Raw genomic sequence first — 13,485 nt, 5'->3', positions numbered from 1 at the left:
CCAATGGCTGGGGACCAAATTTCCAGGCGATTACCCGAAACAAGCACACTGCAACAGATCTGCGACCGGATGGCCTCGGACGGCTACTGCCTGGTGCCGGGATCGGGGACGCGCGTACTGCTGGGCGCGGCATATGAGCCGTCGTTGGCCGACTGGAACAAGTTCACTTCCAGTTGGTTTTCCATGCCGATAGACGAGCACATGGCCGACCATGGCCGCTATCGGCGCCGCCGGCACGCCACGTTGAGCATGAGCCCCGGGAGCGTGACACCGAAACGGGAGGCGCACCGCCCCCATTACCAGAGCCTGGACTACAACGTCCTCAACGGTGGAGTCGAGCGGCTTTTCGAGCCGATCGAGATCGAGGTCATGACGGGCGATGTCATGTCGAACCTCCTCATCCTCTGTGGACGCATCGTCGCGGAGTTGGAACCCGACCGCCAATGGCACATCGAAGTCCACCAATTTCGCATCGAAGTGGATGATTCCGGTCGCGGCCTCCCCACACCCGAGGGAAGGCACCGTGATGGGGTAGATTTTGCCATAATGGTCATGGTCAATCTCTCGCACGCAGCCGGCGGCACCACTACCATTAGCGACGCCCAAGGGAACGTGCTGGACACCTTCCGTTTGGCGGACCCGTTGGACATGGCGATCGTCGACGACCGGCGCGTGTTTCATGGAGTTCATCCCATCGAACGCGACGGGTCAGGAATGCCGGCCTATCGGGACGTGTTGGTTGTCACTTTCGTACGAGTTTCTCCATGACTGACTTCAACCGGAGCGAGATGCTTACGATCGGCGCGGAAGAGGAGCTTTTCGTTGTCGACCACAAGACGAAGGCACCGGTGTCCAACGGCCTGGCCGGTTTCAGCACGTTGCTGAACGGCCGATCCACCGGTGAGATCGGTGGTTATGACACGGAGTTCCAGGCCGCCATCGTGGAGACTCGCACGGGGATATGCGGCTCACTGGGCGACCTGCACTCGGAGCTTGTCGCGCTTCGCCGTGCCCTGGCCGATGCGGCCGATGCCGAAGGGAGGTCCGTCGTGTGCGCGGGCACCCTTCCCATCGGTGATTGGCGTGCGGTGGATGTCGTCCCCAAACCGCGCTACCACCAGATCGCGGATCATTACCACGACGTGGTCAGGCGCCGATTCACCTGCGGTTACCACGTTCACGTCGGCGTCGACGATCGAGACCGCGCGGTGCATGTCCTGAACCGGGTGGCTCCCTGGTTGCCGACGCTCCTGGCCGTCTCCGCCAGCTCCCCCTTCTTCGCCTCGCGGTCCACCGGCTACGCGAGCTACCGGCACACGTTGTGGGGAGGCTTCCCCGTCGCGGGCCCCGCACCTCGTTTCGAGTCGTACAGCCAATATCAGCAGTACGCCGACATGCTCATCGCCACCGGAACCATCCTGGATGCCGGGCACATTTACTGGGACGCCCGCCTGGGAACCCGTTTCGAGACCGTCGAGTTCCGGATCATGGACGCCTGTCCGAGCGTTGACGATGCGGTGCTCGTGGCCGCCCTGTGCCGAGCCCTGGTGCTGACCGTCCTCCGCGAGATCGAACAGGGCAAACCCGAAGTGCGCATGGATCAACCGTTCCTCCGGGCGGCGACATGGCATGCGGCGCGCTGGGGCCTCGACAAGGACCTCATCGACGTCGGCGCGAAGGAGGCGGTGCCGGCTTCGACGATGGTCGAGCGCTTCCTCCAGTACATTCGCGGCGCTCTTGAGGACCTGAAGGATTTTGACGCGGTGAGCGACCTGATGCGGCAGGTAAGCCGATCCGGGAACTCCGCCGTGCGACAGCGAGCGATCCTGCTGCGCGGTGGAAGCCTGCGTGACGTCACCGAGCAGTTGGTCTCCCTGACGGATTCCGGCAACGTCGCCGTGCCCTGAGCAGACCAAACGGCCCCTGCCCTCCGAAGGGCGGGGCCGTTCACCTGCTCGGGCGACGCCCGCTTGCTAGTCCCACGGCGTGTCGGCGTAGTCCCACGGCGTGTTCCCGCCGAGGTCCCACGGCGTGTCCTCGTTCAGGTCCCATGGGGTGTCGCCCGACGTGGGGTGCTCCGAAGGGGCATCGGCCAAGGCGCTGACGGCGCCGGCGAAGAGCATGGCGACCGCTACGGTGGCTACGGTGATCAGTCTCTTGGTCTGCACGATGACACCCCTTCTGGCTGGCCCGGTTGCCGCGATGTGAGAAATGTGCGGCCCCTGTCCTTCACCGGCCCATCTCACGGCTGACCCCTGCTCAGGCCGCCGTGATAGCGCAGTGATAGGGCCGCAATAGGTCGGTGTCAGCCGAGCCCGGATCGTGGATGTCGACAGGGTCGCTACGCACCAGAGGGAGACGCGTGATGACGCTTGCGGCGAGCGGTCGAGTGAACGGGCGGGCCGGGCAGCAGCCGCGCATGGAGACGAGTTCCCCCGACGGGGCGACGACGCGATTCGGCTTCCTGGGAGCGGTGACGTTGTGGCAGGGCGCCCAGGAGATCCAGCTCTCCACCAAGAGGTCGAGGACGGTGATGGCCCGGCTCCTGCTCTCCCCCGGCCGCCTGGTGAGCGTGGAGGCCCTGGTAGACGGCCTGTACGGGGAATATCCCACCAAGAGCGCCCGCAACCAGGTGCAGCGCGGGATCTGGGAGCTGCGCAAGCAGGGCGTGCTGATCCTGGAGCGGGACGGCTCATACCGGCTGGAGGCGTCCGCGGAGGCCATCGACGCCTGGCGGTTCAAGAACCTGACGGAGGCGGCCGGCACCACGGTCCGGCCGGGAGAGAAGGTCCGGCTGCTGCGGGACGCGCTGCGGATCTGGCGCGGCCCGGCCCTGGCGGGGCTGGACAGCGACGTCTTCAGGATGGCGGCCGAGGAGTGGGAGGAGCGCCGGCTGACGGCGGTCCAGGACAGGATCGGGGCCGACCTGGCGCTGGGCCGCCACGACGAGCTGATTCCCGAGCTCCGCCGCCTGACCGGCGAGCACCCGCTGCGGGAGCGCTTCTCCTGGCAGCTCATGGTGGCCTGTTACCAGGCCGGCCGGGCGGGTGAGGCCATCGCCGCCTACACCGCGCTCCGCGCGGAACTGGCCGACCAGCTGGGCATCGATCCCTCTCCCGAGCTGCGCCGGCTCTACGAGCAGATCCTCCGCCAGGAACCCGTACTCGACGCGGAGGAGCCGGCTCCCCGGCAACTCCCGCCCCGCCCGGTGCGGATCATCGGCCGTGAGCCCGAGCTGGAGCGGATCCAGACCGCGTTCGACCGGGGCGGCCGTGCCGTCGCCATCACCGGGGCGCCCGGCTCCGGCAAGTCCACGCTGGCGCTGGAGGTCGCCCACCGCTGGGCGGAGTCGTTCCCCGACGGGCAGCTCTACAGCGCCGAGCCGGAGGGCGCGCTGCCCAGCATGCTGCGGGCGCTGTGCGGCGGTGACGTGCCGGCCCGGCAGGACGAGTGCAGCGGCCGGCTGCGGACCCTGCTGGCGACCCGGCGCGTGCTCATCGTGCTGGAGAACGTGACCAGCGCCGCGCAGGTCCGCGCGGTCCTTCCGGCCGGCCGTAACTGCGCGCTCATCGCGACCAGCCGCTCGTCGCTGGCCTCCTTACGCGAGGCCGTCCAGGTGACCCTGGACGAGCTGGCGGTCGCGGACGCGTGGGCGCTGCTCGCCGGCGGCGTCGGCGCGCACCGCCTGGAGGCCGAGCCGGAGGCCACCCGCCGGGTGATCGAGATGTGCGACGGCCTGCCCCTGGCGCTGGACATCGCCGCCGCCCGGCTGGCGGCCAAGCCGCACTGGAGCATGAGCACCCTGGCGGCCCGCCTGGAGGATCGCGACCGGCTGCTGTCCGAGTTGCGGCATGACGACCTGGACATCCGCTCCGCCCTCGACGGCGGCTACCGTGCGCTGGCCCCGGAAGGCCGGGCGCTGCTACGCAAGCTCGGCTACTTCGCCGCCCGGGAGATCTCGGCCTGGGAGGCCTCCCAGCTGGAGGCGGTGACACCGGCCGAGGCCGAGGCGCGGATCGAGGCCCTCATCGACGCGCGGCTGCTCACCGTCTCCGGCGTCGGAGCGGGCGGCACGTTCACTTACCGCTGTCCCGCCATGGTGCTGGCCCACGCGCGCGAGCGGGCGCTGGCCGAGGATCCGGTCGCCGAGCTCGACGCCGCCGTCGGCCGCGTGCTCGCCGGAGTGGGCGGCGGCAGCCGGATCTGACCGCGCGCGGCCGATCATCCGGGTAGAGTCCCGGATGGTGCGCAGGCCTTTCGGTGAGTCGCGGACAGCGGATGTCCTCGTCATCCTCCTGGCATGGTTGTCGTCCACGCCCGGAGCGCCCGGAGCGAGCGGGCCGGCCCTCGCCGCCCAGCTCCTCATCAGCGGGCTGGCCGCCGGCGCCCTGTTCTGGCGCCGGCAGCGGCCCGTCCTGGTCGTCGCCTTCGGCTCCGCCTGCACCCTCGTGCTGCTGCTCGTCACGCCGCATCCGGTGTTCCCCGGCGGGCTGGCATTCGCCCTGTACGCCGTGGGCAGGCACACCCGGCCCCGCGTCTCCTGGACCACGGCGGCGATCGTCGGCCTGTGTTACGGCGGCACCCTCGTGGGCCTGCACGCCGCGGGCTTTCCGGTGCTCGCCCAGGACGGGGACGGGCCGCTGGCCACCGCGTTCCTCGTCGCCGGTGTCATGCTGCTCCCGATCCTGCTGCTGGTCGCGCTGGGCAACCTGCTGCGGCTGCGCCACGAGCTGAAGCAGCGCGACCGGGCCGAGTCGGCGGCGGCGGCCGTACGGGTGGAGCGGGCGCGGATCGCCCGGGAGTTGCACGACGTGGTGGCCCACCACATCACCACGATGAACGTGCTGCTCGGCGCCGCCCGTACGGTCCTGCGCCAGGACCCGGGGCAGGCCGAGGAGGCGATCGCCACGGCCGAGCAGAACGGCCGCGACGCCATAGCCGAGCTGCGGCAACTGCTGCACGTGCTGCGCGCGGAGCAGGCGCGCGCCGCCGAGCCCCGCACCACCGGCGTCGCCCACCTGCCCGACCTGGTGGAGCGGGCTCGCGAGGCCGGCCAGCGCATCGTCATGGAGGTGACCGGGGAGCCCTTCCCCCTGCCGACGACCGTGGACCACGCGGTCTACCGGATCGTCCAGGAGGCGCTGACCAACAGCCGCAAGCACGCTTCGGGCGCCACTGCCACCGTCACCCTGCGCTACCTTCCCGGCATGGTGGACGTGCGGGTCGCTGACGACGGTCCGGAAGTGCGGCGGGCGCCGGGCACGGAGGGCTTCGGCCTGCGCGGCATAGCCGAGCGGGTCGCGCTGTGCGGCGGGGAACTCCAGGTGGGGGCCGTCCCCCAGGGAGGTTTCCGGGTCCACGCGAGCATCCCGGCCGATCAGGGCGCTGATCGTCGATGACCAGGCGCTGGTCCGCGCCGGTCTCGCCGCGATCCTGGCCTGCGAGACGGGGACCAGGGTCCCAGACGCGCCGCTCCTAGGACCTGGCTCCCACCGCGGGATTCGTCCGGACGAAGGAACAAACCGCCGCTTCCGTCCGCGATCCTGAAGACGCCGGCGGAGAATTCGGCCGGGAAATGACCGGGAAGCGCGCGGGAAACGACGCCTGTCAGAGTTTGGGTTGTCAGCAAGACGGACGGAACGAAAAACCTCCGGCCGACGAAAAAACAAACTCACGCGACAAGCGTCAAAAAAGGAGTACGTCATGATCGAGCAGACCTACGAGGCTCCCGCGCTGGTCGAGGTCGGGGACTTCGCCGAGCTCACCCAGATGACCTGCTGCGGCAAGTGGGCCGACAGCATCTGGGGCTACTTCTTCGACTAAGTCGGCACCTGAATTCGGGCTGACCTCTCGATCGTCGGCGGCGGCCGGGCGGCGCTTTTGGCGCCGGCCGCCGCCGGCGGGCGATTTCCGTTACACAAGCGCGAAACATCCAGCGAAGGAGGCCAGGATGGAATTCGTCGTGCTCCCCGACAACCCTGAGTCGGAGCGGATCAGAGACATCCTGCCCTCCGCGCTCGGCGCCAAGGTCCTGACCCACCGCTCCGGCCGGCCCTGGCTGGTGGGCCACTGGCCCGAGTCCGACATCGTGCGGGCCGAATCAGCACACGCCCGGGTCGCCGTCCTGGGCACCACGGACATCACGGAGGCGGCCCTGGCCGCACGGCTTCGCCATGTTCGCTCCGTACGTGACCTCGACACCCTGGCCGGCTCGATCCCGGGCTCGTTCCACCTGATCGGCTCCGTGTACGGCCGGGTACGGGCGCAGGGCAGCATCTCGACCGCCCGGCAGATCTTCTACGGCACCGTCATGGGCGTCACCGTCGCCGCGGAACGCCCGCAGACCCTGGCCGGACTGACCGGTTCAGGCATCGACGAGGAACGCCTGGCTCTGCACCTGCTCAACCCGTTCGGGTCCCCGTGGCCCCTGAACGAGACGACCCTGTGGAAGGGCGTGCGGGCACTCAGGCCAGGGCACTACCTGGAGATCTCCGCCGATGGCGGCGACCGGCTCGTGAGCTGGTGGGCGCCGCCGGAGCCGGAGACCTCGCTGGCAGGCGGCGCGATCCTGGTCCGTGACGCCCTGGAGGCCGCGGTCGCGGCCAGAAGCAGCAGAGCCCAGGTGATCAGCGCGGACTTCTCCGGCGGCATGGACTCCACCAGTCTGAGCTTCCTGGCCGCGGGGAAGAGCGCCGACCTGGTGACCGTCCACTATGAGGGCTCGGGCACTCTGAACGACGACAAGCTCTGGGCCGACCGCTGCCGGAGCGAGCTCCCTGACGCCCGGCATCTCACCGTGGAGCGCGGCACGGGCCCCGCTCTTTACTCACCGTTGTCCACCGCGCGGCTCGACCTGGAAGGCCCGGCCCCCCTGGCCCGTCCTCGTGCCCGCATCGAGCATGTGCTCCGGTTGGCGGCCGGCGCAGGTGCCACTCGCCATCTGCAGGGCACCGGCGGCGACGAGTTGTTCTTCGCCACCACCACGTGCCTGCACTCCCTTTCCCGCCAGAATCCGCGACGGTCCCTCCGGCACATCAGGGCCGCCGCGTCACGATATCGCTGGAACCTGGCCACCACGGTGCGCCAGTTCTCGCCCATCAAGCCCTACCCCCGCTGGCTGGCGCAGAACGCCGAACGGCTGACCGGCCAGCGGGTCTGGGGATACGAGACCGGATGGGAGGTGGGCCTCCGCATGCCGCCCTGGGCGACGGAGGAGGCCGTACGCACGGCGCGCAAGCTCATCCGCGAGGCGGCGGCCGAGCAACCCCAGCCGTTCGCCACCCTGCCGGCCCAGCACGAGATGATCCGCGCCATCCAGGCCAACGGCTGGATCGTACGCGGGCTCTCCCGGATCGCGGAGCAGTTCGGCGTGCTGCTGGAGGCTCCCTACACCGACGACCGCGTGCTCGAATCCGCGCTGTCCATCCGCTTCGAGGACCGGATCTCGACCTCTCACATGAAACCGGTGCTCGCCGCGGCGATGCGGGGCATCGTTCCGCACGTACTCGACCGCCAGACCAAGGCCGACGGAAGCACCGACTTCTACGAGGGCCTGCGCAGGCACCGGCAGGAGCTGTGGGGCCTGATCGAGGACTCCCACCTGGCCCGGCTCGGGCTCATCGACCCGCAGGCGATCCGCCCGCTGCTCTTCGGGGAGCACGCGGACGCCCGACCTTTCATGCCGTTCGACGCCACGCTCGGCGTCGAGCTGTGGCTCCGATCAACGTCAGCACGCGAAGGAGTACTGTGATGGCCTGGCGCCTGCCCGCGCACGTGACGTTCACCAAAACCGACACCGGGGCCGTCCTTCTGGACAACCGCCGCGGCCGATACTGGCAGACCAACGACACCGCGGCGATCGTGCTCGACCGCATCCTGCGCCACGAGAGCGTCGAGTCGGCGGTGGCCGACCTGTGCGTCCGCTACCCGGACTCGGCCGAGCAGATCACGGCCGACGTCCAGGACATGCTCACCAAGCTCGCCGCCGCGAAGCTGGTGATCGCATGAGCCCGAAGATGGTGGCGCTGCAGCAGGCCGGCGCTCCGCCCTGGCGGTTGCGCCCCGTCGTCCTGCTGACCATCGCCCTGGCCTGGCCGCTGGCCCGCCTCTCCCCCCACCGGCTGAGCGCGGTGCTGCGGTTCCTGAGCAGGGGCGCCCGACCGGCGACGGCCGCGCAGGCCGAACGCGCGCGGGACGCGATCCTGGGCCTGAGCCTGCGGCACGGCGGCCCCCGCTGCCTCGAACGTTCCATCGCGATCGCCCTGATGTGCCGGCTCGGCGGCGGCTGGCCGGACTGGTGCACCGGGGTGAGCACCCATCCCTTCGAAGCCCACGCCTGGGTGGAGGCGGATGGCCACGCGATCGGGGAGAACCCCGACGAGATCGCCCACTTCTTCATCACCATGAAAGTGTCGGTCAGCCCATGAACACGCCACCGTCGTCCACGCGACCGCCCGCCGCGGTGCGCCTGACGCAGGTCTCCCACGTGTACGGCGCGAGGGAGACCGCCGTCACCGCGCTCAAGGACGTGACCTGGGAGTTCACCCCCGGCACCTTCACCGCGGTGATGGGACCGTCAGGATCGGGCAAGACGACCTTCCTGCAGTGCGCGGCCGGGTTGCTCGAACCGACCTCCGGCTCGGTGTCCCTCGGCCCCCACCAGCTCAACGGCATGTCCGAGAAGAAGCTCGCGATCCTGCGCCGGGAGCTGGTCGGCTTCGTCTTCCAGTCGTTCAACCTCATTCCGGCGCTCACCGCCGCCGAGAACATCGCGCTGCCCCTCCGGCTGGCCCGCCGCGGCGTCGACCGGGCCTGGACGAACGAGCTCGCCAAGCGCGCGGGCATCGCCGACCGCCTGGACCACCGCCCCCACGAGCTGTCCGGCGGACAGCAGCAGCGGGTGGCCATCTGCCGGGCGCTGATCACCAGGCCCCAGGTGCTCTGCGCGGACGAGCCGACCGGCGCCCTGGACAAGGCGGCGAGCCGGGCGGTGCTCTCGGTGCTGCGCGAGGCCGTCGACGACCTGGGGCAGACCGTGATCATGGTGACCCACGACCCGATCGCCGCGGCCACGGCCGACCAGGTGCTCTTCCTGGTGGACGGCCGGATCACCGACGTGATGGACGCGCCCGACCCCGAGCGGGTGGCCGCCACCGTCACCCGTCTGGCGGGTGAGGACTGATGTCGGCCATCGCCTGGAAGACCCTGCTGCGCCGGCCGGGCGCGCTGCTCGGCGCGTTCCTGATGATCGTCATCGGGGCGAGCCTGATCAGCGCGTTCTCCCTCATCCGGCACTCCGCGGTGAACGCGGAGCCGCCGGTCGAACGATATAGGGCCGTCCCGGTCGCCGCGGGCGGCACCGAGGGCCTGTTCACCCCGGACGCGGTCGATCGTGTCCGGGGTCTCTCGGCGGTCCAGGAGGTGGTGCCGGAGCTGACGTTCACCGCGATCGTGCTGGACGCCGGCGGGCAGCCGGTGCTGCCGCTCACGCGGATCGCGCAGTTCGGCCATGGCTGGTCGAGCGCGAAGCTGACCCCGTTCGCGCTGAGCGCGGGGCGGGCGCCCGCCGGTGACGGCGAAGTCGTGCTGGACCGCGAACTGGCGGCGGCGGCCGGGGTCTCCCCCGGCGACTCGCTCGGTTTGCTGGTGGCCGGGGCGAAGCGGACGTACCGGTTGGCCGGGATCGCGGAGCCGGCCGGCTCCGCCGGTCCCCTGGCTTACCAGCGCACGCTCTTCTTCGCCGACGAGCACGCCGCCGAGCTGGCCGGACGCGGCGCCGGGCGGGTGGACGGACTCGGCGTCTTCGTCAGAGCCGGTGCCGACCCCGCGGCCGTCGCCGCCGCGATCCGCCCGCTGCTGAGCGCGACGATCCAGGGCGACGCTCCCGGGCCCGCCGGCCTGCCGACCTTGCAGGTCCTCACGGGCGCCGACCGGGGCGTGCTGGAGGGCAGCCTGCCCGACGATCGTGCGACCGGCCAGACCATGGGCATGCTGACCGCGATCGTCGCGTTGATGGCCGTCACCGTGATCAGCGGCGCGTTGATCACTTCGGTGCGCCGCCGGTCCAGGCAGCTCGCCCTGCTCAGAGCCGTCGGCGGCACCCCTGGTCAGATCAGGGTGCTCTGCTGCGCCGAGGCACTGCTGCTGTCTCTGCTGGGCGGGCTGGCCGGCAGCCTGGTCGGGCTGGGGCTGGCCGAGCTGCTCGTCGCCGCCCTGCGCTCCAGGGAGGTATTCAACCCGGCCTTCCGGGTCGTCCACAGCGTGGAGCCGCTGGTGCTGGCGCTGGCGATCACTCTCGTGGCCGGCCAGGTGGCCGCCTGGCTGACGGCCCGGTCCGCGCTGAGGATCAGGCCCGCGGAAGCGCTGACGAATGCCTCGGCGGTGACCGAGGACACCAGGAGGAGCACGTTCAAGATCGTCTTTGGCGTGCTGGCGCTGGCCGGTGCGGGCGTCATCCAGGTCCTCGGCATGTCCGGCCTGATGCCCCCCGCCCTGCGCGGGGTCTACGGCGTGCTGGCGAGCGGCCTGGTCATGATCGGCATCGGGCTCGTCGGTTCGTGGATCGTCTACGGGATGGCCCGGCTCGGCCGCGTGCCCGTGGCCAGGCTCTCCCCCGTCGGCGGCTATCTCGCCGCCGCCAACGTGCGCTTCAAGCACCGCCGGTACGCCGGTGTCGTGGCACCGCTCGCCGTCGGCGTGGCGCTCGCCGGGTGGGCGCTGAGCAGCCTGCCGCTCTACACCCTCAGCATGACCGAGGAGGCGGCGGATCGGGTCGACGCGGACTTCATCCTCAGGACGCCACTGGTCCGCGAGACGTACGTGGGGCTCAGCGAGGACGTCCGTAAGGCGGCCGCGAACCTCCCCGGCGTCACCACGACCGCCGGCCTGTGGGAGGCCTGGGCCCAGGCGACCCCGTCCCGCCCCGGTCAGGACGGGTCCCTCCAGGACACCGCCACGTACGCGACCATCGTCACCGGCGCGGCCGGCGACCTGCTCGACCTCCAGGTGCGGCAGGGCGCGCTGTCCGACGAGGGAGTGGCCGTGGGCGCCGCCTACGCGCGCCAGCGCGGCATCTCGCTCGGCGAGCGGGTCCAGGTGCGCGTCTCCGGCGCCGCCGAACCCATCGAGCTGCCGGTCGTGGCCGTCTTCGCCCTGGACAAGGGCGGCCAGGAAGGTTTGGTGCTTCCCGGTGCGGCGCTGGCCGGCCACGTGGCCGCGCCCCTGTACGACCGCATCCTGGTACGCGCCGAGTCCGCCGGCGACCCCGCACTCTCCCAGCGGCTCGATGCTCTTGCCGGGCAGAGCGGTCTGGTCAAGGTCGAGACGCCGGCCGAGTTCCGCCGGGAGTACGCGGCCGAGCGGTCCGCCGCCACGTCCAACATCGGCATCCTCGCCGTGGTCCTGGTCGGCGGATTCCTGCTGCTGGCCGCGGTCATCGCGCTGGTGCTGAGCGCCGCCGACCGCGCCGGGGAGTTCCACTCCTTCCGCCAGATCAACGCCGCCCCACGGCAGATCAGCCTGATGGTCGTCTGGGAGATGGTCCTGACGGTCGTCCCTGCCTGGGTGCTGGGCGTGGCGGCAACCGGGTGGATGGCCCTGCTCATGGCCGGCGGGAACGTCGAGGAGACGCTCAGGGCGCTGCCGACCGGCACCATGGCCGTCTTCGGAGCGGCCGCGCTGATCACCGCCGTCGCCGGCTGCCTGCTGACCTCGCGTACGGCGATGAGAAGCCTGAACCGTTTCGAGGTGACCTGATGAACGCACTCGGCCTCTCGGCCTGGCGGCTGCTGGCCGACCAGAGCCGCCCGCACTGGCGGCTGATCGCGGCCGGCGGCGCCCTGAACCTGCTGGGCACCGCCGCCGCGCTGGCCCAGCCGCTGATCGCCAAACAGGTCATCGACTCCATCGGCTCCGGACAGGTCTCGGCGGGGCCGGTGCTGGCGCTGGCCGGCCTCCTGCTGTTCAGCGCGCTCGCCGCCGGATGCGGCACCTACCTGCTGGAACGGGTGGCGGCGGCGGTCGTGCGGCTGGCCCGTGGCAGGCTCATCACCAGGATCATGCGGTTACGCGTGGACGCGGTGGACCGCCCGGGCGACCTGATCTCCCGGGTGACCTCCGACACCACCCTGCTGAGCAGCGCCGCCTCGCAGGCCATCGTGGAACCGCTGGGCGCCGCGCTCATGCTCGTCGGCGGAATCGTGCTGATGGCCGTCCTCGACCTGTCGCTGCTCGGCATCACCGTGGGCATCCTCGCCGCCATCCTCGCGGTGACCGGCCTGGCGATGCCGCGGATCGCCCGTGCCCAGACGGGCGTGCAGCGGTCGGTCGGCGAGATCACCGAAGCGCTGGAGCGAGCGCTGGGGGCCTTCCGCACCGTCAAGGCCAGCGGGATGGAGAACGCCGAGATCGACCGGCTTGAGACGGCCACGCGGAAGGCATGGGAGCACTCCACCGGCGCGGCGAAGTGGTCCGCGCTCGCACGGGTCTCCTCCGGGCTCGCCATCCAGGTGGCGTTCCTGGTGGTGCTCGGAGCCGGCGCCGCCCGGGTGGCCTCCGGCGATCTGGCCGTGTCGTCGCTGGTGGCGTTCCTGCTCTATCTGTTCAACGTGGGGCAGCCGATCGCGACGCTCGTGCGCAGCGCCACGGAGATGCAGCTGGGCCTGACCGCCGTCCATCGCATGCGCGAGGTGGCCGAGCTGCCGGTCGAGCCGGAGGAGCAGCCAGGGCCGGCCGCAGAAGAGCCGCTCTATCCACAGGCCACCGCCGCCTTCCACCAGGTGTCCTTCGGCTACGGCGACAGACCGGTGCTCCGCGAGGTCTCCTTCACCGCCGCGGCCGGCGAGGTCACGGCGATCGTGGGCGAGTCAGGGACCGGCAAGACCACCCTGTTCTCCCTGCTGGAACGCTTCTACGAGCCGTCGTCGGGGCTCATCACGCTCGACGGCGGCGACGTGCGCCAGTGGCCGCTGGCCGAGCTGCGCCGCCAGATCGGGTACGTCGAGCAGGACGCCCCCGTCCTGTCGGGCACCCTCCGGGAGAACCTGTGCTACGCCGCGCCGTCGGTCTCGGCCGAGGAGCTGGCGGAGGTGCTGGCCAGGACCAGGCTCACCGAGTTCGTCGAGAGCCTGCCCGACGGCCTCGACACGTGGATCGGCCACCGGGGCACGACGCTCTCGGGCGGCCAGCGGCAGCGCATCGCCATCGCGCGGGCCCTGCTGCGCCGGCCGCGGATCCTGCTGATGGACGAGGCGACCTCGCAGCTCGACGCCGCCAATGAGCTCGCGCTGCGGCAGACGATGGCGGCCCTGACGCGGACGACCACCGTCATCATGATCGCCCACCGGCTCTCCACCGTGGTGGACGCCCACCACATCGTGGTCCTGGAGGGCGGCCGGGTACGCACCGGCGGGACGCACCAGGACCTGCTCGCGAAGGACGGCTTCTACCGGGAGCTCGTGGGCAGCCAGCTCGTCGCCAGCTGACGCG

At 70.9% G+C, this 13,485-nt stretch carries 12 protein-coding genes; 11 read left to right on the top strand and 1 reads right to left on the bottom strand.

Annotation, left to right across the window (positions count from 1 at the left end):
* The first annotated feature begins 69 nt into the window (after nucleotides 1-69).
* Complete coding sequence (locus BLS95_RS47480; protein ID WP_218136342.1) at nucleotides 70-768, top strand: 2OG-Fe dioxygenase family protein; 699 nt, start codon at nucleotides 70-72, stop codon at nucleotides 766-768.
* Entirely contained in the window at nucleotides 765-1,907 is a 1,143-nt protein-coding gene (locus BLS95_RS47475; RefSeq protein WP_090946217.1) for a carboxylate-amine ligase, read from the top strand. Before BLS95_RS47480 ends, BLS95_RS47475 begins: the two co-directional genes overlap by 4 nt.
* A gap of 66 nt (nucleotides 1,908-1,973) precedes the next feature.
* On the opposite strand, the gene BLS95_RS47470 is transcribed toward BLS95_RS47475, so the two are convergent.
* Entirely contained in the window at nucleotides 1,974-2,168 is a 195-nt protein-coding gene (locus tag BLS95_RS47470; protein ID WP_090946216.1) for a hypothetical protein, read from the bottom strand.
* 197 nt (nucleotides 2,169-2,365) lie between these two features.
* Here BLS95_RS47470 and BLS95_RS47465 point away from each other — a divergent pair, with 197 nt between their 5' ends.
* The 9 genes from BLS95_RS47465 to BLS95_RS47430 all read left to right on the top strand — a co-directional run bounded on the left by BLS95_RS47465 (nucleotide 2,366) and on the right by BLS95_RS47430 (nucleotide 13,481).
* A complete protein-coding gene (locus BLS95_RS47465; RefSeq protein WP_176993778.1) occupies nucleotides 2,366-4,207 on the top strand; it encodes an AfsR/SARP family transcriptional regulator in 1,842 nt (613 codons plus the stop codon).
* A gap of 34 nt (nucleotides 4,208-4,241) precedes the next feature.
* Nucleotides 4,242-5,399, top strand: coding sequence for a sensor histidine kinase (locus BLS95_RS47460; RefSeq protein ID WP_483869882.1), 1,158 nt, complete (start codon nucleotides 4,242-4,244; stop codon nucleotides 5,397-5,399).
* A gap of 304 nt (nucleotides 5,400-5,703) precedes the next feature.
* Nucleotides 5,704-5,823 (top strand): lasso RiPP family leader peptide-containing protein, encoded by a 120-nt coding sequence (locus tag BLS95_RS55055; protein ID WP_143044206.1) that lies wholly within the window; start codon nucleotides 5,704-5,706, stop codon nucleotides 5,821-5,823.
* 127 nt (nucleotides 5,824-5,950) lie between these two features.
* A complete protein-coding gene (locus BLS95_RS47455) occupies nucleotides 5,951-7,750 on the top strand; it encodes an asparagine synthase-related protein (RefSeq protein WP_090946213.1) in 1,800 nt (599 codons plus the stop codon).
* Nucleotides 7,750-8,007, top strand: a complete 258-nt coding sequence (locus tag BLS95_RS47450; RefSeq protein ID WP_090946212.1) for a lasso peptide biosynthesis PqqD family chaperone — start codon at nucleotides 7,750-7,752, stop codon at nucleotides 8,005-8,007. Before BLS95_RS47455 ends, BLS95_RS47450 begins: the two co-directional genes overlap by 1 nt.
* Complete coding sequence (locus BLS95_RS47445) at nucleotides 8,004-8,426, top strand: lasso peptide biosynthesis B2 protein (RefSeq protein ID WP_245765721.1); 423 nt, start codon at nucleotides 8,004-8,006, stop codon at nucleotides 8,424-8,426. Before BLS95_RS47450 ends, BLS95_RS47445 begins: the two co-directional genes overlap by 4 nt.
* Nucleotides 8,423-9,181, top strand: coding sequence for an ABC transporter ATP-binding protein (locus BLS95_RS47440; RefSeq protein WP_090946210.1), 759 nt, complete (start codon nucleotides 8,423-8,425; stop codon nucleotides 9,179-9,181). The genes BLS95_RS47445 and BLS95_RS47440 overlap by 4 nt, the downstream gene beginning before the upstream one ends.
* Nucleotides 9,181-11,754: an ABC transporter permease gene (locus BLS95_RS47435; protein ID WP_090946209.1), complete on the top strand. Its 2,574-nt coding sequence runs from the start codon at nucleotides 9,181-9,183 to the stop codon at nucleotides 11,752-11,754. The genes BLS95_RS47440 and BLS95_RS47435 overlap by 1 nt, the downstream gene beginning before the upstream one ends.
* On the top strand, nucleotides 11,754-13,481 hold the full coding sequence (locus tag BLS95_RS47430) for an ABC transporter ATP-binding protein (protein WP_090946208.1): 1,728 nt from the start codon (nucleotides 11,754-11,756) through the stop codon (nucleotides 13,479-13,481). The genes BLS95_RS47435 and BLS95_RS47430 overlap by 1 nt, the downstream gene beginning before the upstream one ends.
* The last annotated feature ends 4 nt before the right edge of the window (nucleotides 13,482-13,485 follow it).

The sequence above is a fragment of the Nonomuraea jiangxiensis genome, assembly GCF_900099965.1.
Lineage (GTDB): Bacteria > Actinomycetota > Actinomycetes > Streptosporangiales > Streptosporangiaceae > Nonomuraea > Nonomuraea jiangxiensis.
The sequence above is the reverse complement of the archived record's forward strand: the minus strand, read 5'-3'. Positions and strand labels throughout refer to the sequence as shown.

Bases quoted from the DNA above. Each gene is read 5' to 3' on its own strand.
- BLS95_RS47435 (WP_090946209.1), top strand. From the start codon at position 9,181: ATGTCGGCCATCGCCTGGAAGACCCTGCTGCGCCGGCCGGGCGCGCTG.
- BLS95_RS47455 (WP_090946213.1), top strand. From the start codon at position 5,951: ATGGAATTCGTCGTGCTCCCCGACAACCCTGAGTCGGAGCGGATCAGA.
- BLS95_RS47430 (WP_090946208.1), top strand. From the start codon at position 11,754: ATGAACGCACTCGGCCTCTCGGCCTGGCGGCTGCTGGCCGACCAGAGC.
- BLS95_RS47440 (WP_090946210.1), top strand. From the start codon at position 8,423: ATGAACACGCCACCGTCGTCCACGCGACCGCCCGCCGCGGTGCGCCTG.
- BLS95_RS55055 (WP_143044206.1), top strand. From the start codon at position 5,704: ATGATCGAGCAGACCTACGAGGCTCCCGCGCTGGTCGAGGTCGGGGAC.
- BLS95_RS47445 (WP_245765721.1), top strand. From the start codon at position 8,004: ATGAGCCCGAAGATGGTGGCGCTGCAGCAGGCCGGCGCTCCGCCCTGG.
- BLS95_RS47460 (WP_483869882.1), top strand. From the start codon at position 4,242: ATGGTGCGCAGGCCTTTCGGTGAGTCGCGGACAGCGGATGTCCTCGTC.
- BLS95_RS47480 (WP_218136342.1), top strand. From the start codon at position 70: ATGGCCTCGGACGGCTACTGCCTGGTGCCGGGATCGGGGACGCGCGTA.
- BLS95_RS47475 (WP_090946217.1), top strand. From the start codon at position 765: ATGACTGACTTCAACCGGAGCGAGATGCTTACGATCGGCGCGGAAGAG.
- BLS95_RS47450 (WP_090946212.1), top strand. From the start codon at position 7,750: ATGGCCTGGCGCCTGCCCGCGCACGTGACGTTCACCAAAACCGACACC.
- BLS95_RS47465 (WP_176993778.1), top strand. From the start codon at position 2,366: ATGACGCTTGCGGCGAGCGGTCGAGTGAACGGGCGGGCCGGGCAGCAG.